A 20604-nucleotide genomic window follows, 5' to 3' on the forward strand; every position below is an offset into this window, starting at 1 on the left:
GCCGCTGAACAAATCATTCAGCGGCTTTTTGGTGTAAGTTGGTTTAGATTAAATTTTAAATTGAATAGGCAAAGTCATCTGCGTGGCTACTGCTTTTCCTCCATTTTTCCCTGGAGTCCACTTCCCGGATTCTGCAACCACTCGAACTGCTTCTTCATCGCATCCTCCCCCAATTCCTCTAAGTACTTCAATGGTATCAACTGACCCATCAGCTCTTACGACGAAAGTCACCATGACCATTCCTTGAATATTGGCTTCCTTTGCAGCAGCTGGATATTTCAGGTTTTCAATCATGTATTTGGTAAACCCTTCCATTCCTCCGGGAGGAACAGGCATTTCCTCAACTTGTTTTTGGACTGTTTCTTGGGCTTTTGCTTGATTAGCAATTAGGCTAATTCCCAGTCCAAGGATTAATCCCATTAAAATTTTCTTTAAATACATATTCATCAGTTTATTAGTTTGTTTTAGTTTTTAATGGGTATCCATGTGCAACTACCGTTGGTCCATTAGTTTCAGGGATGGCTTTTTCATTCGAAGATAATTCAGGAACAGAAGCTGTATTTTCACTTCCTGCCAACTTAAAACTAACAGGCAACCTCATTCGGCTAGCCACTGCCCTACCTCTTTGGAATGCAGGAGTCCATTTTGGGGATTCCATAACCACTCGCATGGCTTCTTCATCAGCTCCTCCACCGATTCCTCTTAAAATTTCGGCATCGCGGATAGAACCGTCTTGATTGATTACAAAGACCACAATCACTGTTCCTTCAATACCCAATTCACGAGCTTGTTTTGGATAGTTCAGATTTTTGGCCAAATAATTATTCCAGCCCGACATACCTCCTGGAGGCTCAGGCATCACCTCTGTAATATCGAAAACTTCATCGGCCTCAGCGGAAATTCTAGCAGACAAATCACTGGGGCCTAAACTCGGACCTTTTGCTTCTTGAGTAGGTCCTTCGATTTCCTGTTCTGGCGTAATCTCACAGGAGAAAACAAATACTAAGAGTGCAATAGCCGGAATCAGTGCCAAGAATCGGGCTTTTTGCTGTGGTCTGGAGTTGGTTTTAGTTAGCATAAGGATACGTTTTTTGGTTTGAAACTGGTTAAAGTTGTTCATAAACTGCCAGCCTGGTTTTGCGGAAATAAGCTGCAATAAAAGCGTAGCATATTCTTTAGGCGATACTTGAGATGTCACTCCCTGATCGGCTTGATACTCATGCACTTCACGTAAGCATTTTTCGAAGAGATAAACCAAGGGGTTGAACCAAAAAACCACCTTAGCAAAATTGACCAAAAGCAAATCCCAGCTATGCTTCAATCGCACATGTACGGATTCATGAGCGAGGATTTGTTTTTGTTTGGGATCCTGGGGATCGAACTCCGGCATCAGGATATAGTCAAAAAATGAAGCCGGAATAAACTCAGGATGAACTGCCACCCAGTGGGTTTCAAAGCGAGTTAATTTTGCCTTTCCTATCAGCCTTTGGGAAATCATAAACCCAAAAATCAATCGGGCAGCAACGAAGGTAGCACCCAACAAATAGATCCCGAATAGAACCTGAGTCCATGTCCAAGTGCTTGATTCAGCAGAGACTCCTTCTCCTACTTGAAAAGTCGGCAAAGTGAATTCCCGAACTGCAGTGGATTGAATCACAAATCCTTCAAAACTCAGCAAAGGAATGCAGAAGGACAGACCCAAAATCACCAATAGAACTGTTCTGTTCCAAGAGAAAAAAGTCAAGCCACTGAACAATACTCTGTACAAACCCAGAGAAATTGCCAGACAAATGCTTGCCTCAAGTAGATAGGTAAAAATCGCGTTCATGATTTCTTTGAGTCATCCATTTTGTCAATTAACTGCTGTAGCTCTTCAATTTCTTTTTCAGAAATGTTCTTTTCTTTCACCATAAAGGAGAGAAAATTCCCAACGGAACCCCCAAAGAAGTTATTCACATAGCGATTGAAAGACTTTTTGCTGTAGTCTTCTTTTTTGACAATTGCTTTGTAAATGTTTACTGTCCCATACATTCGGTGACTCAAATACCCTTTTCGCTCAATATTTCGAATAGTAGAAGCCAAAGTGGTATAAGGTGGCTTAGGATCAGAAAGCTGCTCCAAAATATCCCGGATAAGTAATTCTCCCTGACTCCAGAAAAGCCCCATTATTTCCTCTTCGTGTTGATTTAATTCTTCCATGATTGGTGGTTTTTTTGGTTTTTTAATTACGAACTTTTCGTAATACTACGATTATTATTTAAACCGAAAAAGAATCTCTAACTTTTTTTCAAAAAAAAAGGAAAGCCATATCTGGATTTCCTTATAGAGTTTGTCAAGAATTTAAATCAATCATACTTAGCCTGAATCACCACAGTCCTAGCCAGTACTGGGGAAACCATAAAATAGCCCAGGACCTCAGAATCTCCCTGAACCACTCGGATATTAGTCTCAGGATTTTGAGGAGGAGGACTGAATAAGCCCCCATCGCTGAAGAGCAAATTGACCAATTGATTGAGGTAATCGTAGGCATCTCTATTTAGCCTAAAAAGCTCCAATCGAACCCGATCATTTTCTTCAAAAGCATATCCAAGCTCCAAACCTTGTTCAAAAAATTGAAGGCCAAACGTATCATCAAAGAGCAAATAATCATCCCGTTGATTCTTCAAAGTATCATTTTCAATCACCCGGATTCGGTAATTATTATCCTCTTTGAAAGGCACTTTTCCATATACCTTGATGTAGTATCCTTCTTCACGGAATAGCCTTTCCTCTTCAAATTTCCAGGTAACGCTATCTACAGTAGGTGCTTCTAGCATCACGCCTTCAGATATGTAAATATTTTCACCCCACTTGACATTGAGTTTGTAGGTCTCTCCCACTACGGCTTTTTCCAATGGATTTATTGGTCTGTAGCTTCTGGTGCCATTGATATATCTAAATGGGATGACCTTTTCGGTTCCCGGAATGGTGATAACCACCTCAGCATTATCAATTATTTCCACATCCAGGGAATCGTAATAATCCTTAGAAAGAGAAATTTTCACCTCATTGTATATTCCATTATCTGTCCAAATCCCTTCAATTGTCGGCACCAATTCATCTTTTTGTCCCAAAGGAAGAAAGACTTCCTCCTGACAGGCAGAAAACAAAATCGGGAGTATCCAAAGCCAAATCCTTTTCATCAGAATTGAAAATTATAAGTGATAGATGGGAGAATGGTAAAAAGGTAAGTCATCACGATTCCGGGTCTTGCAGAAATGATTTCTCCATCCGAGGGTTCAAATCTGAAGTCATCATTGTAAATCTCCCTGAATTCGTAGGCAAAAGGATTTTTCCTTCCATAGAGATTATAAATGCTGAAATTCCAGCTACCTCTCCATTTCCTTCCTTTGTCAGCATTTCTCCAAGTGACTGAGGCATCCATTCTGTGATAATCCGGGAACCTATCCTGATTTCTGAAATTGGAATACAATGGAACGTTTTGATTATCGACCACATAGCTCCCAACAGGAAAAGAAACTGCCTGACCTGTGGTGTACACAAAGGTCAAACCTGCCGACCAAGAGGGAGTAAATTCATGGTTGAGTACCAAAGTCACATCATGCGGGCGGTCAAATCGGGGATTGTAAGCCTGATTTTCGCTCACCCCTTCAATCTTTCTCCAGGCTCTTGACCAAGTATAAGCTAGCCAGCCTGTCGTTTTCCCGGTGTTTTTACGGAGCAAAGTTTCCACTCCATAAGCCCAGCCTTTTCCTGACAGGATTTCTGTTTCGACCTGATCAGTAAACAGCACCTGAGCCCCATTTCTCAAGTCAATGACATTTCTGAGGTCCTTGTAATATCCCTCAACAGAAAACTCCCAGCGGTTTTTATCAAAGTTTTTAAATAAGCCCAAGGAAACCTGATCACTTCGAATAGGCTGAGTATACCGATCTGCTAAAACCCATCGATCTATTGGAAGTCCTGCTGAGCTATTCGTAGCTATCTGCACGTATTGGAAATTCCTGTTGTAGGCTGCCTTGATGGAAAACTGTTCATTGATCAAATAGCGAAAAGCCAACCTTGGCTCCAATCCCTGATAAAACTCCATGGGTTCTAAAGTGGAAAAAGCCACTGAATCAATTTGCTTATCGCGTTCAGGTTGATCATTAGGATAGAAATATTCAACTCCTTTTCCCACCTGATTATAAATACCCCAACGCAATCCTGCTTCTGTGCTTAGCTTGGGAGATATCTCATGGGCTACTCCGATAAATAAATTATTCAGCCATCCATTCTTAGGATTGGTAGCAATGGACTGAATACCACTTCCAGGATCAGGAGAAAGATCTACTGGAGAAAAGTGATAGTACTGGCTATGGATTCCCCAGTTCACTGTTGTTTTAGTATCCAAAACTCGAGTCCAAATTGCCTTGATTCCTGTCTCATTTAGACGATTTGTCCATTCAAATCCATTATCTGGATCATTGATTTCCACCTTGTAGCTATACCGAGAATGGTAGCCTTGTAAGTCAAAAAAAGAATTTTCTGAATTCACCCGGTTCCAATTCACTGAGCTCACCCAATTGGTCCAGCCCAAGCCAAACTGATCATCCAAGCCTAAAAAATCCGTCCCCTCGTAGGAGCTTACCGAAATCTTGTCCCTGTCACCAAGCAGAAAAGAAACCTTTCCACTTAGATCATGGAAATTGAGCTTATTGTTTCTCAGGTTTTCATCGCTTGAAAGTTTCAAAAACAAGTCTGCATACGTCCTTCTTCCTGAAACAATGAAGGTGGAGTTTTTCCCAAACAAAGGCCCTTCCAAGGTCAATCTTGAAGAAATACTTCCAATTCCTCCATTCCCTTTTATCTGTTCATTATTCCCTTCCAATAAACCCACATCGATCAAGGCAGAAGCCCTACCACCAAAAGATGAAGGCATATTCCCTTTGTACAAATCCACACTTTTTAAGGCATCTGGATTAAAGACGGAGAAAATTCCAAAGAAATGGGAAGCATTGTAGACTGGGGCTCCATCCAGCTGAACAAGATTTTGGTCTGCTGATCCCCCCCTGACAAATAATCCGGTAGTCCCCTCTCCTGCTGTCTGGACACCAGGGAGTAGTTGAAGACTTCTGAATAAATCTACTTCTCCAAAAAGTGCAGGGATATTTTTTATGGTTTCAATAGGCACGCTGGCCTTTCCCATTTCCAGGTTTTTGATTTGCTCGTCAGGTCTACGCTCTTGAATGATGATTTCTTCCAAAGAGAGTTCTTCAGGTTTTAGAAAAAACCGAAGAGGCTTTTCTGCGTCTTTAGCATTGATAATCCGGATCGATTTTTCATAACCCACATAGGAAATAATCAGCTTGGCCGGAAAGGTCGGATTAACCAATTCAAAATTCCCATCTAAATCTGTCACTACCCCACTTGCCGTATTTCCTTCCCAGTAGACATTTGCTCCGATCAAGGGCTGGGAGTTATTGACATCAAAAACCTGCCCGCGGACTTTACCTAGATTTTGAGCATTTGCAAAACCTACAATTCCAAAAACAAAAAGGAATAGCAAAAACCTAAAAAAGGACATAAGGTAATAGTGGTAGTTTATTTCAAAAGCCCAACGGCCAAATGAAATTAATGTTTGTTAATTCTTTCAAAAGATTAGCTGAAGCAAATACCCTTCACCAAATCTCAGCTTTCAAAATTAGGTTTATTTCCTAATTTCAGGCCATGATTTGGGCATACCCTGACATCAGGCTGATTATTCTATTAGGAGGAGCATTTATTCTCCTCTATATATTTTACATCTCAAGATTTTTGATCATCAATCGAAAATTGAAGGTCGAAAAGCAACGCTTATTCACCAAGCTGATCTTGAGAACTTTGTATTTCATTTTATTTTTAATCGCACTCGCTGGGCCATCAATTGGTAATTCCTTCAAAGAAATTCAAGAAGAGGGAAAAGACATTTTCATTGCTGTCGACCTTTCACAATCCATGATTGCCACTGATATCGGACCAAATAGATTGGCGAGAATTCAATTTGAATTGAAAGAACTCCTTAAATCTTTTCCATCTGACCGAATTGGTTTGATCATTTTCAGTACGGAAGCATTCATGCAGTTGCCTTTGACTTATGACCAAGCGGTAATTAACTTATACATTGACGGACTTAATATTGGCCTAGTCCCGAACTTGGGAACTGATTTAAATACTCCGCTTCGCCTCGCCTTGGACAAATTTGAAAAAGATGAAAGCCAGGAGGTAAAGTCCAAGGCAATTATCCTGATTTCAGATGGAGAGCATTTCGGAGATGATTTGGATGAAATCACGGAAAGATTAGAAGAGAATGGCGTAAAAGTTTTCTCACTAGGAATTGGAACTGAATCAGGAGGTCAAATGCCTAGAGGAAATGGTGTAGTAATTGATCCTCAAACCGGCCAACCGGCTTTAACCAAATTGGATAAGGCTCCTTTACAATATATAGCTTCCCAAACTGGTGGAGAATATTTCGAGATTTCTGATGAAGCTCAGGAAATGGGAAGTTTGATTTCTTCTTTGGAAAGCCTGGAGGGCGGAGTAGCTAACACCAGAACCGTGGAAGCCAGCTCAAATAAATACTTCTATTTCTTGTTAGCGGCTCTTGGCCTCGCAATGATGGATATGATTTTACCAGTTAAAACGATCAAACTCTGATGAACTGGAGCAAGTGGATACTTAGTGTTTTTCTGATTATTCCTGCCTCTTGGACTCGGGTAAGCAGGCTGAATACTGCCATTGAAGCTGCAGAAAAAAGTTATGCCGAAACCAAGTACGAGGAATCAATTCAAAATCACCTTGTTTTGGTTAATGAGTTTGAAATGAGGTCTTCTTCTTTGGATTTTGATCTGGGATTAAGTCATCATTACGCCCAAAAAACTGAGGAAGCTGCAGGATACTATGATATGGCTACCCAAAGCACTGATATGGCTTTGGCTTCTTTTGCCTTCAATCAAGGCGGGATTTTGTTGGGAAACAAAAAGGAATACGAAGCGGCTCTGAGCAAATTCCAATCTGCCCTAATCAAAAATCCGCTAAATGAAGAAGCCAGATACAATTATGAGCTTTTGGCTCGCTGGCTGAAAAGAGACGAGGAGCGCAAGCAACAGGAACAAAACAAGCCAGAACCTTCGGAATTTGCCAAAAGAAAAAAGGCAGAAGCTGATCGATTTGTGGAACAATTCCGCTTCGCAGACGCTTTAAAAGTTATGGAAGATGCATTGGCTCAAGATGAGACAGTCGCTGCCTACCAAGATTTTATGACCACACTTAAGGATGTTGTTGAGATCAATGAGAAATAAACTTGGACTTCTGATTTTAGCCTTTTTCTTCTTTTCCGGAGAAAATATGGCTCAGTCCGCTGGGGATTTTTTCAACCGGGCTGCAAGATCCTATGTGAAAACAGAAACCGATCAGGCGCTTCAAACGGTGAACGATGGGCTGAGCAAATATCCAAATGATGCCAAGCTGAAGGCTTTGAAAGAAAAGCTGGAAAAAGAACAGCAGGAGGAACAACAGCAAAATCCCCAAGATCAGCAACAACAAAACCAGCAGAACCAGAGCCAGCAAAGCGAAGGTGAACAAGGTGATTCCAAATCTGAGCAAAAAGACGGGGAACAAACCAATGAAGACAAGGCCAAAGAAGGTCAAAAAGGCGAAAACCCTTCTCAGCAAAGTGAAGAAGCAGGAGAAAATGCCAATGATCAAATGGATGCCAATCTAGCAGACAGGCAAAAGAAACTGGAAGAAATGCGGGAGAAGCTTAAGGCGATGAATATCACCCCTGAGCAGGCACAGCAAATTCTTGAATCCTTAAATGCAGCCGAATTGAGATACATTCAGCAGAATAAAAAGACACCTACCCAAAGACCAAAAAGAGGTTTGCCGGATTGGTAAAATCTATTTCCTTCAATCCTTTAATTCTTTTGATTTTCAGACTAAACCCAAATTAATATGAGCAAAGAAGTATATATCGTTTCCGCTGTCCGTACGCCTATCGGAAGTTTTGGCGGAAAACTCTCTGGATTTACTGCTATCGAATTAGGAAGCATTGCCATAAAAGGAGCTTTGGCTAAAGCCGGAGTTGCATCAGAAGCCGTGAATGAAGTATTTATGGGCAATGTGATTTCCGCGAATCTGGGTCAGGCACCGGCTAGACAAGCTGCAATCGGTGCTGGAATAGGTTACAATGTTCCATGTACTACAGTCAATAAAGTATGCGCTTCAGGGATGAAAGCCGTCATGCTTGCAGCACAAACCATTATGCTGGGTATAAATGACGTAGTAGTCGCTGGAGGAATGGAAAGCATGTCCAATGTGCCATTTTATGTTCCAAAGGCAAGATTCGGGTACAAGTACGGAAATGCAGAATTGGTTGATGGATTGGTGAAGGATGGACTTTTCGAAGTCTATTACAAATTCCCAATGGGCAATTGTGCTGAAAACACAGCCAAGGAAATGAACATTTCCCGTGAGGAACAAGATGCCTATGCGATTCAGTCTTACAAGAGATCAGCAGAAGCTTGGGAAAAGGGAATGTTCAAAGACGAAATCGTTCCTGTGGAGATGATTGGCAGAAAAGGAGAAACGATTTTGATCGATGAGGATGAGGAATTCAAGAATGTGATTTTTGATAAGATCCCTTCCCTAAAGCCGGTATTTGATAAAAACGGAACTGTCACTGCTGCCAATGCTTCAACCATGAATGACGGAGCTTCGGCTTTGATTTTGGTTAGCAAGGAAAAAGCAGAAGAATTAGGCTTAAAACCAGTTGCTAAGATCCTAGGATTTGCAGATGCCGCGACCGATCCTTTGTGGTTTACCACAGCACCTGCTTTGGCTATTCCAAAAGCCTTAAAACATGCAGGAATAAGCCCAGAAGAGGTTTCATACTATGAAATCAATGAGGCTTTTTCAGCAGTCGCTTTGGCTAATCAAAAGGAATTGAATCTGGATAATGACAAATTGAATGTCTTCGGTGGAGCAGTTTCTTTGGGACACCCACTAGGAGCATCCGGTGCTAGAATCATCACTACCTTGAATTCTGTCTTGCATCAAAAAGCTGGACAAATTGGCGTAGCAGGTATTTGTAATGGAGGCGGTGGCGCCTCTGCCATGGTGATTGAAAAAATGTAAGGATTAATTATCCTCAAAATAAAAAGCAGGCCGAAAGCCTGCTTTTTTCTTTTTAACAACTGTTACTTTTTCTCCTCAGGTTTAGGAAAGCCAGAGGTATATTCTATTTCAAGTTTATCCTTTCCTCCGATAATAAACATAGCTTCCACTCCAGGAATACTCTCCGCTAAAACTCTTGCTTTTTCTGGACCCATGGACATAAATGCTGTAGCAAGAGCATCTGCTTCAGTTGCCGAGTTTGCCAAAACAGAAACGGAAACCATGGAATGGCTTACTGGAAAACCAGTCAGTGGATTGAGAATATGAGGTCTCCGTATTCCATTTTCGTCCAGATAAAACTTCCTGTAATTCCCTGAACTGCTTATTGCTTTATTGTCCAGCTCTACTTTAGCCAAAAGAACATTGGTATTACCCAATTCAACTTGCTGAGGATCTTCAATCCCGATCGACCAAATCGCACCTCGGGAATTTTTCCCTTTAGCTTTCATTTCCCCTCCTATTTCAACCATATAATCGGAAACGCCAGCCGCATTCAGAACTTCGGCCAACTTATCCAAAGCGTACCCCTCACCCAATCCCGTAATATCCAACTTCACTCCCTCTTGAGCAGCGAAAAACCCAGAATCGCTCGCCATGATTTTACTTTCAAAACCTATTAGAGGCATGAGCTCAATCACTTTCGAAGAGTCCATTTTTTCTTTTTCCTCAAAAGAAAAACCCCAAGCCTTAATCAAAGGAAACAAAGTGGGCTCGAAAAAACCCTCACTGAGGCGATGATACTTTCTGCAGGAATCCAGCATATTCCTGAAAGTAAAAGATGGATTCTGGATGGAACCCGAATTGTTAAAATCTGAAACTTCAGATTCCTGGATATAAGAATTGGAAGCTTGATTGATCAAAGAAAAAACGGAATCAAAGGCAGGCTGAAAATCTCTCTCGAGTTCGTTGACTTGAATTCTGTAATAGGTCCCGAAAATTTCACCTTGATAAGTTCGGTACTCCTTTTCCTTTTCAGCACAGGAATACAGTCCAAAAACAAGCAATACGAGGATAAGTCGAGGAAAATGCATGGTAAATTCAACTAGAATTAAGCTTCGCAAAATGTTAAGCTTCATAAATTTTGGTCAAAAATAGTCAAAATGAACTCCTTGGGCGTTATTTTTCCAGAAACTTCCAAACCCTACTTCCAGAATGTCCTTCCATTCTCTTGATCTGAATTCACCCACCCGATTATTCAAAAAATTACCTGCAGCAGGACTTCTTCTACTTGCTTTTACCTGTTTCAACTCCCTTTTTGCTCAAGACACAATCAGGACTTATTACGACGAGGATTCGCTTCATGTAAAAGAAATCCTAACCAAAATCAATGGAAAGGCTCAAGGAGAAGTCAAACTTTTTGATTTGAATGGAAAGCTTATTTTGATTGGAAATCTAAAGGATGATAAGAGAAATGGAGCTTTTTATGATTTGGATCCTGATAGTGGGGATACCTTGAGAATCATTCAATTCAGGGACAACCTGAGACAAGGAAAATCTCAAAGTTTTTATCCCGGAGGCCAAATTAGCCAGGAATCCTATTTTGAAAACAACCAACTGGAAGGCTTAGTCACTTCCTATTTTGAGGATGGAAAAATCAGCGATCAGACGAATTTCAAAGGCAATAAGCCGGATGGGATTTCCCAGATTTTCTACCCAAATGGGCAAGTCAAATCCAGGATTTCCTTCTCTTCAGGACAGTACAATGGATTACTTGAAGAGTTTGATGAAGAAGGGAACATGATTTCAAGCACCTCTTATTCCAAAGGAGTTTTAAATGGTCCAGAAACATATTATTACCCAAATGGAAAAGTAAAATCCCAGCGAAAATTTCTTAACGGAGAATTGGACGGGGAATACTTGCTTTACTCTTCGGATGGAAAAATTGAGCGAAAAGCATTTTATAAAAAAGGATTGCCAGAGGGTGAAATGTTAGAATATTATCCTGACGGGAAGCCGAAAATGAAGGCCATTTATTCCAAAGGCTCCCCTACCCAGCCCATCCTTTTTTACCATGAAAATGGAGAGGTAAGGCAACGAATTTCCTATGATAATTCAGGCAGAAAACTCCGAGAAGAAAACTTTTATCCCAGCGGTAAACCCTATTCAGTAGTTCCTTTTCAAAATGGGGCAGAAAATGGGCAAGTGAAAATCCTCTACGAAAACGGAAATCCAAAAGAAATCAGAACCTATAAAAACGGGAGATTGGATGGACTTCAAGAATGGTATGATGAGAATGGAAACCTGACCAAAAGTGAATTTTACGAAAACGGAAGAATTGTCAATAAATAAGCCCAAAAGCTAAGGCATTGGAAGAGGCTTTTTCTATTTTTGTCCAAACGATTTTCAAATGAGCAATGCGATCAAAGAAACCCATTTCAAATTTCCAGGACAGGTGGGTTTTTACAAAGGAAAAGTAAGAGACGTCTATATTTTTGACCAGGAGCTGGTCGTAGTAGCATCTGATCGAATTTCTGCCTTTGACGTGGTATTGCCAAGACCTATCCCTTTCAAGGGCCAGGTTTTGAACCAGATCGCTGCTGGGTTTTTAAAAGCAACTTCTGACATCGTTCCAAACTGGGTGACCGCCATTCCAGATCCCAATGTTACGATTGGTAAGCGATGCGAACCATTCAAGGTGGAAATGGTAATCCGCGGATATCTTTCAGGTCATGCGGCCAGAGAATATAAGGCTGGAAAAAGAATGATCTGCGGTGTTCCAATGCCTGAAGGCATGAAGGAAAATGATGCTTTTCCTGAGCCTATCATCACTCCTACAACCAAAGCATCCGAAGGTCATGATGAGGATATATCAAGAGAAGATATTCTGGCAAAGGGAATTGTAAGTGAGGCCGACTATTTGGTTTTGGAAAAGTACACAAGAGCCCTGTTTCAAAGAGGTCAGGAAATGGCTAATGAAATGGGATTGATTCTGGTGGACACTAAGTATGAATTCGGAAAGTTTGGAGATCAGATTCTCCTGATTGACGAAATCCATACGCCGGATTCTTCCAGATATTTCTATGCCGATGGTTATGAGGAAAACCAAAAGCAAGGGCTTCCTCAGAAGCAGCTTTCAAAGGAATTTGTCAGACAATGGTTGATTGCAAATGGATTTCAGGGAAAAGAAGGACAAAGCGTACCTGAAATGACTGATGAAATTGTAGAAAGTATTTCCGATCGCTATATTGAGCTGTTTGAAAAAATAACCGGCGAAAAATTCATCAAAGCCGAAATTACCCAAATCGAATCAAGAATAGAAAAAGCAATTCAGGCCTATTTGGCCAATAAATAACCAACTTGTATGAAATATACCATAGATAAAAAAGAGCAATACGTCGTATTCACCCCAATGGAAGAGAAATTGGATTCTCTCCTAGCTCCTGTACTAAAATCTGAACTTTTGACCATCCATGCCGAAGGATTTGGCAATGTAGTTTTGGACCTAAGCCAAGTAAAATATGTGGATTCAAGTGGATTGAGTGCACTTTTGGTCGGTGACCGAGAGTTTGGAAGAAATGGTGGAATCTTCGTCATTTCTGGAATCCAGGAGCATGTGATGAAGCTTTTGAAAATCTCTATGCTTGACAAAAAATTAAACTTGGTCAACACGCTTGAGGAAGCTGGTGAAGCGATCTTCATGCATGAAATCGACGGAGGCGAAGACGAGGAGGAAGATTGATCCCTGATTTTGAAGTCACCATTTTAGGAAATACCTCTTCCATTCCTGTACATGGAAGAAATCACACTGCCCAAGTCGTACGATTTGGGCAGGAGTTTTTATTGGTAGACTGTGGAGAAGGAACTCAGATCCAATTGAGGAAATTCAAAATAAAAGCCTCCAAAATTTCCAATATTTTTATTTCCCACCTTCACGGAGATCATTACCTGGGATTGGTAGGATTGCTCTCCAGCTACAATTTGGCAAAAAGAGAAAGTCCTATTACCCTCTTTGGACCAAAGGGATTGGATGAGATTCTTACCACACACTTCCGCTGGAGTAATATGCATCTCAACTACCCCTTGCATTTTGTGGAAACAAACCCAAATGGATTGAATCTTCTTTTGGATCATCCCAGATTTGAGGTTTTTAGCTTTCCCTTAGTTCACAGGCTTCCAACTACAGGATTCCTGATTAAGGAAAAAGAAGGATTGCGAAGTCTGATCAAAGAAAAACTTCAAGAGAAAAAAATCCCTTTGGAGGCAATTCATAATCTAAGACTGGGAAGGGATTTCACAGATTCAGATGGAATTACTTATCAGGTCAAAGACTATTGCCATCCACTTCCCCCTTTGAGAAGTTATGCTTTTTGTTCTGATACAAGATTTGAACCTGCCCTGACCAATTATATCTCAGGAGTAACCTTGCTTTATCACGAGAGTACATTTTTGGAGGAAGATCTTCAGCGGGCTGCAGATACTTATCACAGCACTGCAAAACAGGCAGGGAAAATAGCGAGCTTGACAAAGTCGAAACAACTTCTTTTGGGTCATTTTTCTTCCAGATACAAAGACCTAGACGCCATGCTAAGTGAGGCAAAAACCGTATTTTCAAATTCTGAATTAAGTGTAGAAGGAATCACCTATCCCATCTTGCCACCAAATGAATAATCAAAACTATTCCCGCCGGACCAACCTTTTTTTAATTCTGGGCAGTATTTTCCTGACCAATGCGATTCTGGCGGAGATAATTGGGGTAAAAATCTTTTCGGCAGAAAAGACCTTAGGCTTTGATCCGGTTAACTGGAGTTTTTTTGATGAATATATCCTGGATTTCAACCTGACTGCAGGCGCAGTTATTTGGCCGATTGTATTTATCACAACTGACATCATCAACGAGTATTTTGGCAAAAAGGGAGTTCGGAAAATCAGTTTCCTGACAGCCGGACTAATAGCTTATATATTTATCATAATCAGCATTGTGACAGTTCTTGTTCCTGCTGACTTTTGGATTGAGGTGAATGCTCAAACTCCAACAGGAAACACCTTTGATATCAATTATGCTTTCAATTCCATCTTCAGACAGGGGTTGGGGATAATACTCGGTTCTCTAACTGCATTTTTGCTTGGTCAATTGATTGACGTTTTTGTGTTCCAAAAACTTAGAGCCATCACAGGTGCAAAGATGATTTGGCTTCGGGCTACCGGATCGACCTTGGTTTCCCAGTTTATCGATTCTTTTGTGGTTTTGGGGATCGCTTTCTATGTATTTGGCAATTGGTCATTAAGCCAAATCATCGCGGTTGGGCTTATCAATTATGTTTACAAGTTTTCAGTAGCCATTCTTTTAACGCCTCTTCTTTATTTAGGCCATGGAATGATTGACCGATACCTTGGTAGGGAGCTAGCTGAACAAATGATGAAAGAAGCCTCTGAAGACGAATCTTTTAAATAATTGAGCCTTCCATGTAAGGAAAAAATCTCTATTCATGATTGAACTATAAGAAAGTCATTTTCTAATTTTTGGTTCAAAAAATCTTGAAATAATTATATTTCTATCTTCTGTAAAATAAAAAAGCAGGAGAAAATCCCCTGCCCTTTATTTGAAAACTAAACCAACTATTATTTAACTACCACAATGAATTCAAAAATAATACAATTATGATTAAATCAAAATCCCAAATAAAAAATTGTTAATTATTATTTTTTCTCTGGAAAATTCCCCCTTTTGAAGGCTAAACCAATCGCCAAACCTTGGCTAAATTGGACTTTTTCATCTTGATCCAAATCATATATGGTTAGTGTTGTCAAGGAAACATTGATCGCTTCAGTGATTTTGGCAACAAATCCCACATCTAATCTATGGTCAATAGAATTGAACGCGAGTGTTTCAAGATTTGCATACATCTGATATCTCATCAAAATTCCAAACCTATCAGAAACCTCTTTTTTCCATTCAGCAAGCAGGTTAAATGCCAACCATTCTTGTCTTACTGTCTTACCGATTTCTACACCATAATTTTCTGGTACTGTTTTATACAATTCTGTATCGGTAACAAAAGTAAACCTTGGAGCAAACGGAGAAAGACGCAAAAGAAACTCATCGTTCGGTTTGTATTCGAACCCTATACCTGTGGTTAGGTAAGCTGGATTTGCCCATTTAGAAATCAATGACTTGGGTTCGGTGTCAAAATCATAACCGGGAGCAAACTGAGAAAGGAAATTGACACCAAAATAAATATTCCATTTTGGGGATATCTTATGACCCAACTTTGAATCCAAATAAATCCTGTCATTCGACTTTCTACCATCCTCACCTTGGTTTTTGACAACTCCGTAAATCAAATCCAAAGTATTATCCCAAGACCACTTATCCTTTGCATAATTTGCTCTTCCAGCCAAATAGGCACTGAAAGCCATGGAATTAACTCCCCCTCCTGTCCAGTTTCCACTGAATGAGGCTTGATTTATATTCAATCCACCGGCAATTTCCTTCAGCCAATAAGTTGTATCCTTCTTCACTTCCTCCGTCCCATCCTGGGCAGATGCAATTCCAATTGTTACTATAAAAAGAAAAATTGTAAATAACTTTTTCATAAGCATTAGTTTTATCAAGATCTAATCAAAAATAAGTAAAGAAATATGGAAAAAAACCCTGAAGATGAACTTATTGTCCGGGACTATCTGGCAAGGCAAAGGACTACGCTGGCAAATGAGCGTACTTTACTCTCCTATATTCGAACATCGCTCTATTTTTTGGTTTCGGGAACAGCGCTTTTTGAGGTGAAAAATTTAGCGCATATCAGAGGATTTGGTTACCTCGCTTTTGGACTGAGTGTAGCTTTTTTAATTCTGGGAATCTTCAACTTTATCCGCGTAAAAAGAAAGCTTAGAAAAGGAAATTACTTGAAAATGTAAATTGGGCAGTTGTAATTTAGCTTCAAATTTGAAGCTCTTTTAAGATTGGCCCGATAGATGCTTCTATTTTTTAAAATATTAGACTATGAGAATCCTAGGAGTAATTTTAATCGTCATTGGTATTGCCATGTTCTTTTCTTCTGGAATTAGCTTCACCACCAAAGAAAAAGTCATTGATGCCGGTCCAATTCAAATTTCGGCTGATAAGCAAAATAACATCGCATGGCCTTCCTATGCGGGAGGAGTCGTAGCTGTAGCTGGTGTATTTTTGGTCTTATTCGGAAAAAAGAAATAAAAAAACTCCCAAAGACTGATGCCTTTGGGAGTTTTGTATTTTAAAGATCATTTGGATTAATTTCCAACCAATCGAACTTGCATTACTTCGTCGGCCTGAACTCTGAAAAACTCCTTGTGAACATTGAATTCCCCTTCCTGCTCTGAAGGATGTTTGGTAAGGTAAGTTCCATCTTCTTGCATCACATAGGCATTGACATTATCTCTGAGATTATAAGAAAGGATATTCATCAATTGCCTTTCAAGAAGTGGTGACTCAACCTTGAACAGTGATTCCAGTCTTTTATCAAAACTTCTCACCATCATGTCCGCACTTCCTGAATAGGTTCTGGTATTTCCATTATTATGGAAATGATAAATTCTGCTGTGCTCCAAGAAGTCACCAACAATTGAGATCACCTCAATATTCTCACTCAACCCAGGTCTACCAGGTCTCAAACAACAAATCCCCCTTACGATCAATTTGATGGTTACTCCGGATTGGGAAGCCCTATACAAAGCATAGATAATTTCTGAATCCTCCAATGAGTTTACCTTGATGAAAATTCCACTTGGAAGACCATTTCTGGCGTTGTCTGCTTCCTGTTCTATGAATTCAATTAACTGTCTCCTCATATCTCTTGGAGCAGTAATCAGATTTCGGTAATCACTTGGCAGGGAATGTCCTGTGATTACGTTGAAAAATTCCGACACATCATTCGCTAAGGTTTCATTGGTCGTCAAAAGCCCAATATCAGTATAAAGCCTTGCCGTATCCTCATTGTAATTACCTGAGCCTAAATGAACATATCGGGTAATTTCAGAAGCATCTTTTTTAACAATCAGAAGAAGTTTGGTATGGGTTTTCAGGTTTGAAATCCCATAAATCACAAAGCAACCAGCCTTTTGAAGCTTTTTGGCTTCCCTGATATTGTTCTCCTCATCAAATCTCGCCTTCACCTCAAAAAGAACCGATACGTGTTTTCCATTTTCAGCTGCACGAAGGAGCGCTCTGGTAATCCTGCTCTCTTTCGCCAATCTGTAAATGGTCATTTTGATCGCCATCACATCCGGATCTTCAGCAGCCTTTTCTATCAAGTCCAAGATGGAATCAATGTTATTGTAAGGATGATGAAGTAAAATATCTTTCTCCTTGAGAATGTCGAAAATATCCGCTCTACCCTCTTCTTGATAGGAAAGGGGTTTTACAGGGTCAGGAACCTGTGGCAACCGATCCCTAAATCGCTTATTTCCAACAATTTGCCAAAGACCAGTGAAATCGATCATACTGATTCTTTTCACCATAAAAACAGAGTCAGGTCGCAAATTCCATCGCTCTAAAAGAGAATTGAGCATCCATTTGGAATAGCCTTCTTCAATCTCAATTCGAACTACACGACCGGTCTTTCTCTCCATTAATTTCCTTTTCACCTCTTCCAGGAAATTGGCATCCATATCCTCACTTTCTTCCAAAGTGAAGTCTCCATTTCTGGTGATTCGGAAAAGACTGACTGATTCAATTTCCACATTTCGGAAAAGAGAAATCAAATTTTCTCGAATCACCTCTTCGATCGGGATTAAGGTCAAAGAGTTTTCTCTTTCGATCTCAAAAAATCTGGGAATATTAGCCGGAATCTGCACAAAACTCATTTTGCGCATATCCTTTTTTTCTCCTGGACTGGTAGTTACCACGCCAAATACCAAGAGTTTATTCATCAAAATCGGGAAGGTTCTATACCCGTCATAAACCATAGGAGTAAGCATGGGGTAAATGGCCTTCATGAAATAATCCTTGACCTTATCCTGCTCCTCGGCGATAAGCTTGGAGACATTGACTACAGAAATCCCCTCTTGATGAAGTTCAGGAAGAATAACTTTGGTAAAATGCTCATGCTGATCCAAATGAAATCGCTGACAATCCTTCATCAACTTTTCCTTAAAAGGATCCTCTCTCAAGCCTGAATAATCCACCCGCTCCTTATCGTAGTCCAGATAATTGTAAAGCGAGCCCACTCGGATCATGAAAAATTCATCCAAGTTGGAAGCGGTAATGGCTAGAAATTTAAGCTTCTCAAAAATGGTTCGATGGGCTTTTTTGGATTGATCCAAAACCCGATCATTGAATTTTACCCAACTTAAATCCCGGCTAACCAGATCACTTTTTTGAATGATTGCCTCGTATTTATCTCCGACTGCAAGTTTCATATCACTTGTTATTCAAATCAAAAGCAAATAGGCTCTAGGATGACCAGAACCGATAAATTATTTAAAAAAAGGGGCAAGAAGCCCCTTTTTGATTAGGTATCTATTTTGGCGTATTTCGCATTTCGCTCGATAAACTCTCGTCTAGGAGCCACCTCATCCCCCATCAACATGCTGAATAAGTGATCCGCTTCTGCAGCTGAATCAATAGTCACTTGCTTGATAGTACGGACATTTGGATCCATGGTAGTAGTCCAAAGCTGCTCTGGGTTCATTTCTCCAAGACCCTTATACCGCTGAACTCCCACGCTATCTTCTTTACCATCTTTGGCCATTTCGGCAGTCAGGCGCTTTCGCTCCTCTTCTGTCCAGCAATAGCGCTCATCTTTTCCTCTCTTAAGAAGATAAAGCGGTGGCAAAGCAATATAGACGTAGCCTCTTTCGATCAAGGCTCTCATGTAACGGAAGAAAAGAGTAAGGATCAAGGTTCGGATATGCGAACCGTCAATATCAGCATCCGTCATGATGATGATTTTGTGATATCTCAAACCGGAAAGGTCAAGCTCTTTATCATCATGTGCTGTTCCAAACTTAACTCCAAGGGCAGTAAGGATATTCTTGATTTCCTCATTGTCGTAGATTTTGTGCTCATGAGCTTTCTCTACGTTTAGAATTTTACCTTTCAGAGGAAGAATAGCCTGGAAATCACGATCTCTTCCTTGCTTGGCAGATCCACCTGCTGAGTCCCCTTCCACAAGGTACAATTCACAAACTGTTGGGTCAGAGTTAGCACAATCGGCAAGCTTTCCAGGAAGACCTCCTCCACCAAGAACGTTTTTCCGCTGAACCATTTCTCTCGCCTTTCTAGCAGCATGTCGTGCTTGGGCAGCGAGAATTACTTTTCCAACAATAATTTTGGCCTCTCTCGGATGCTCCTCTAACCAAATCTGCAAAACTTCAGAAACTGCTGAATCCACAAATCCAACCACATCGGAATTACCCAATTTAGTCTTGGTCTGGCCCTCAAACTGTGGTTCTGCAACTTTTACAGAAATTACAGCAGTAAGCCCTTCACGGAAGTCATCACCAGAAACCTCGATTTTTAGCTTATCGAGCATCCCTGACTTATCCGCATAGTTTTTCAGGGTTCGAGTCAAAGCTCTTCTGAAACCCGTCACGTGCGTTCCACCCTCGTAGGTATTGATGGTATTCACATAGGAAACCACATTTTCAGAATAAGAACTATTGTAATTCATCGCTACCTGAACAGGAACGTCCTGGTCAAGTGACTCGATATAGATTGGCTCTTCGATAATTTTATCCCGAGTTTCATCCAAATACTGAACGAACTCCACTAAACCACCTTCAGAGAAAAACTCGTCGGATTTCGGACTTCCATCTTCCTCCAGCTCTCGGTAGTCTTTTAGGTAAATTCTAATTCCAGCGTTCAAATAAGCCATTTCCCGAAGTCTATTGGCTATGGTCTCATACCTGAATTCAGTAACAGTGAAAATTGAAGCGTCTGGCTTAAAGTGAATAATTGTACCACGCTTATCAGTTGTTCCAACTTGTCTAGCAGGATATTGAGGAACCCCAATCTTGAATTCCTGCTCGAAAATTACTCCATTTCTATGGACAGTTGCCTTCAAATCGGTAGAAAGGGCATTCACACAGGAAACCCCTACTCCGTGAAGACCACCGGAAACCTTGTAGGTATCTTTATCAAACTTTCCTCCAGCGTGAAGTACAGTAAGCACAACCTCCAAAGCTGATTTTTTCTCCTTCGGGTGCATGTCGGTAGGAATACCCCGACCGTTGTCTTCGACTGTAATGGAATTGTCTTCATGAACGGAAACATGGATAGTATCACAATGTCCGGCCAAGGCCTCATCCACTGAGTTATCCACTACTTCCCAAATTAGGTGATGCAGTCCTTTGATCCCCACATCTCCGATATACATTGCTGGACGCTTTCTAACGGCCTCCAGGCCTTCTAATACCTGGATATTCCCAGCTCCATATTCAGCTGGATTCTTCGGTTTTTCTTCACTCATATTTTTTGGAAAAAAGCCTCAAATGCGG

At 40.6% G+C, this 20604-nt stretch carries 19 protein-coding genes and 2 pseudogenes; 11 read left to right on the forward strand and 10 right to left on the reverse strand.

Features of this window, described 5'->3' with window-relative positions; all coding sequences use genetic code 11:
• Positions 1 to 48: 48 nt before the first annotated feature.
• The 6 genes and pseudogenes from DFQ04_RS05305 to DFQ04_RS05325 all read right to left on the reverse strand — a co-directional run bounded on the left by DFQ04_RS05305 (position 49) and on the right by DFQ04_RS05325 (position 5566).
• Entirely contained in the window at positions 49 to 441 is a 393-nt protein-coding gene (locus tag DFQ04_RS05305) for an energy transducer TonB (protein ID WP_243739634.1), read from the reverse strand.
• Between the two features lie 133 nt (positions 442 to 574).
• A pseudogene (locus tag DFQ04_RS18415) lies at positions 575 to 892 on the reverse strand (energy transducer TonB); the annotation flags it as partial.
• 192 nt (positions 893 to 1084) lie between these two features.
• A pseudogene (locus DFQ04_RS18480) lies at positions 1085 to 1828 on the reverse strand (M56 family metallopeptidase); the annotation flags it as partial.
• Entirely contained in the window at positions 1825 to 2199 is a 375-nt protein-coding gene (locus tag DFQ04_RS05315; RefSeq protein ID WP_133553397.1) for a BlaI/MecI/CopY family transcriptional regulator, read from the reverse strand. The gene DFQ04_RS05315 and the pseudogene DFQ04_RS18480, both read right to left, overlap by 4 nt.
• 146 nt (positions 2200 to 2345) lie before the next feature.
• Positions 2346 to 3182, reverse strand: a complete 837-nt coding sequence (locus DFQ04_RS05320; protein WP_133553399.1) for a DUF4249 family protein — start codon at positions 3180 to 3182, stop codon at positions 2346 to 2348.
• Positions 3182 to 5566 (reverse strand): TonB-dependent receptor, encoded by a 2385-nt coding sequence (locus tag DFQ04_RS05325; protein ID WP_133553401.1) that lies wholly within the window; start codon positions 5564 to 5566, stop codon positions 3182 to 3184. The genes DFQ04_RS05320 and DFQ04_RS05325 overlap by 1 nt, the downstream gene beginning before the upstream one ends.
• A 143-nt stretch (positions 5567 to 5709) precedes the next feature.
• On the opposite strand from DFQ04_RS05325, the gene DFQ04_RS05330 reads away from it, so the two are divergent.
• The 4 genes from DFQ04_RS05330 to DFQ04_RS05350 are packed head-to-tail and all read left to right on the forward strand — an operon-like array spanning position 5710 to position 9153.
• Positions 5710 to 6675, forward strand: a complete 966-nt coding sequence (locus DFQ04_RS05330; RefSeq protein ID WP_133553403.1) for a VWA domain-containing protein — start codon at positions 5710 to 5712, stop codon at positions 6673 to 6675.
• Positions 6675 to 7319: a hypothetical protein gene (locus DFQ04_RS05335; RefSeq protein ID WP_133553405.1), complete on the forward strand. Its 645-nt coding sequence runs from the start codon at positions 6675 to 6677 to the stop codon at positions 7317 to 7319. The genes DFQ04_RS05330 and DFQ04_RS05335 overlap by 1 nt, the downstream gene beginning before the upstream one ends.
• Positions 7309 to 7914, forward strand: a complete 606-nt coding sequence (locus tag DFQ04_RS18315; protein WP_166637257.1) for a DUF4175 domain-containing protein — start codon at positions 7309 to 7311, stop codon at positions 7912 to 7914. Before DFQ04_RS05335 ends, DFQ04_RS18315 begins: the two co-directional genes overlap by 11 nt.
• A 57-nt stretch (positions 7915 to 7971) precedes the next feature.
• Positions 7972 to 9153: an acetyl-CoA C-acyltransferase gene (locus tag DFQ04_RS05350; RefSeq protein WP_133553411.1), complete on the forward strand. Its 1182-nt coding sequence runs from the start codon at positions 7972 to 7974 to the stop codon at positions 9151 to 9153.
• A gap of 62 nt (positions 9154 to 9215) precedes the next feature.
• On the opposite strand, the gene DFQ04_RS05355 is transcribed toward DFQ04_RS05350, so the two are convergent.
• Complete coding sequence (locus tag DFQ04_RS05355; RefSeq protein WP_133553413.1) at positions 9216 to 10268, reverse strand: FAD:protein FMN transferase; 1053 nt, start codon at positions 10266 to 10268, stop codon at positions 9216 to 9218.
• 76 nt (positions 10269 to 10344) lie between these two features.
• Here DFQ04_RS05355 and DFQ04_RS05360 point away from each other — a divergent pair, with 76 nt between their 5' ends.
• The 5 genes from DFQ04_RS05360 to DFQ04_RS05380 are packed head-to-tail and all read left to right on the forward strand — an operon-like array spanning position 10345 to position 14584.
• Positions 10345 to 11481 (forward strand): toxin-antitoxin system YwqK family antitoxin, encoded by a 1137-nt coding sequence (locus DFQ04_RS05360; RefSeq protein WP_133553415.1) that lies wholly within the window; start codon positions 10345 to 10347, stop codon positions 11479 to 11481.
• Positions 11482 to 11539: 58 nt separating this feature from the next.
• The gene (locus DFQ04_RS05365) at positions 11540 to 12484 is read left to right on the forward strand and encodes a phosphoribosylaminoimidazolesuccinocarboxamide synthase (RefSeq protein WP_133553417.1); all 945 of its coding nucleotides are present in this window, start codon (positions 11540 to 11542) and stop codon (positions 12482 to 12484) included.
• A gap of 9 nt (positions 12485 to 12493) precedes the next feature.
• The gene (locus tag DFQ04_RS05370) at positions 12494 to 12871 is read left to right on the forward strand and encodes an STAS domain-containing protein (protein ID WP_133553419.1); all 378 of its coding nucleotides are present in this window, start codon (positions 12494 to 12496) and stop codon (positions 12869 to 12871) included.
• Positions 12868 to 13800 carry a ribonuclease Z gene (locus DFQ04_RS05375; RefSeq protein WP_133553421.1) on the forward strand — a complete coding sequence of 311 codons (933 nt, stop codon included), beginning with the start codon at positions 12868 to 12870 and terminating at the stop codon, positions 13798 to 13800. Before DFQ04_RS05370 ends, DFQ04_RS05375 begins: the two co-directional genes overlap by 4 nt.
• Positions 13793 to 14584: a queuosine precursor transporter gene (locus DFQ04_RS05380; RefSeq protein WP_133553423.1), complete on the forward strand. Its 792-nt coding sequence runs from the start codon at positions 13793 to 13795 to the stop codon at positions 14582 to 14584. Before DFQ04_RS05375 ends, DFQ04_RS05380 begins: the two co-directional genes overlap by 8 nt.
• 245 nt (positions 14585 to 14829) lie before the next feature.
• Here DFQ04_RS05380 and DFQ04_RS05385 read toward each other — a convergent pair whose 3' ends face one another.
• Entirely contained in the window at positions 14830 to 15726 is an 897-nt protein-coding gene (locus DFQ04_RS05385) for a DUF3078 domain-containing protein (RefSeq protein ID WP_133553425.1), read from the reverse strand.
• A 45-nt stretch (positions 15727 to 15771) separates the two neighbouring features.
• Here DFQ04_RS05385 and DFQ04_RS05390 point away from each other — a divergent pair, with 45 nt between their 5' ends.
• Positions 15772 to 16047 (forward strand): YidH family protein, encoded by a 276-nt coding sequence (locus DFQ04_RS05390; protein WP_133553427.1) that lies wholly within the window; start codon positions 15772 to 15774, stop codon positions 16045 to 16047.
• 85 nt (positions 16048 to 16132) lie between these two features.
• Positions 16133 to 16342, forward strand: a complete 210-nt coding sequence (locus DFQ04_RS05395; RefSeq protein ID WP_133553429.1) for a hypothetical protein — start codon at positions 16133 to 16135, stop codon at positions 16340 to 16342.
• A 56-nt stretch (positions 16343 to 16398) separates the two neighbouring features.
• On the opposite strand, the gene ppk1 is transcribed toward DFQ04_RS05395, so the two are convergent.
• Complete coding sequence (gene ppk1, locus DFQ04_RS05400) at positions 16399 to 18525, reverse strand: polyphosphate kinase 1 (protein ID WP_133553431.1); 2127 nt, start codon at positions 18523 to 18525, stop codon at positions 16399 to 16401.
• A 92-nt stretch (positions 18526 to 18617) separates the two neighbouring features.
• Positions 18618 to 20576 (reverse strand): DNA topoisomerase (ATP-hydrolyzing) subunit B, encoded by a 1959-nt coding sequence (gene gyrB / locus DFQ04_RS05405; protein ID WP_133553433.1) that lies wholly within the window; start codon positions 20574 to 20576, stop codon positions 18618 to 18620.
• Positions 20577 to 20604: the final 28 nt, after the last annotated feature.

It is taken from the genome of Algoriphagus boseongensis (assembly GCF_004362805.1).
In the GTDB taxonomy this organism is placed as follows: Bacteria; Bacteroidota; Bacteroidia; order Cytophagales; family Cyclobacteriaceae; genus Algoriphagus; species Algoriphagus boseongensis.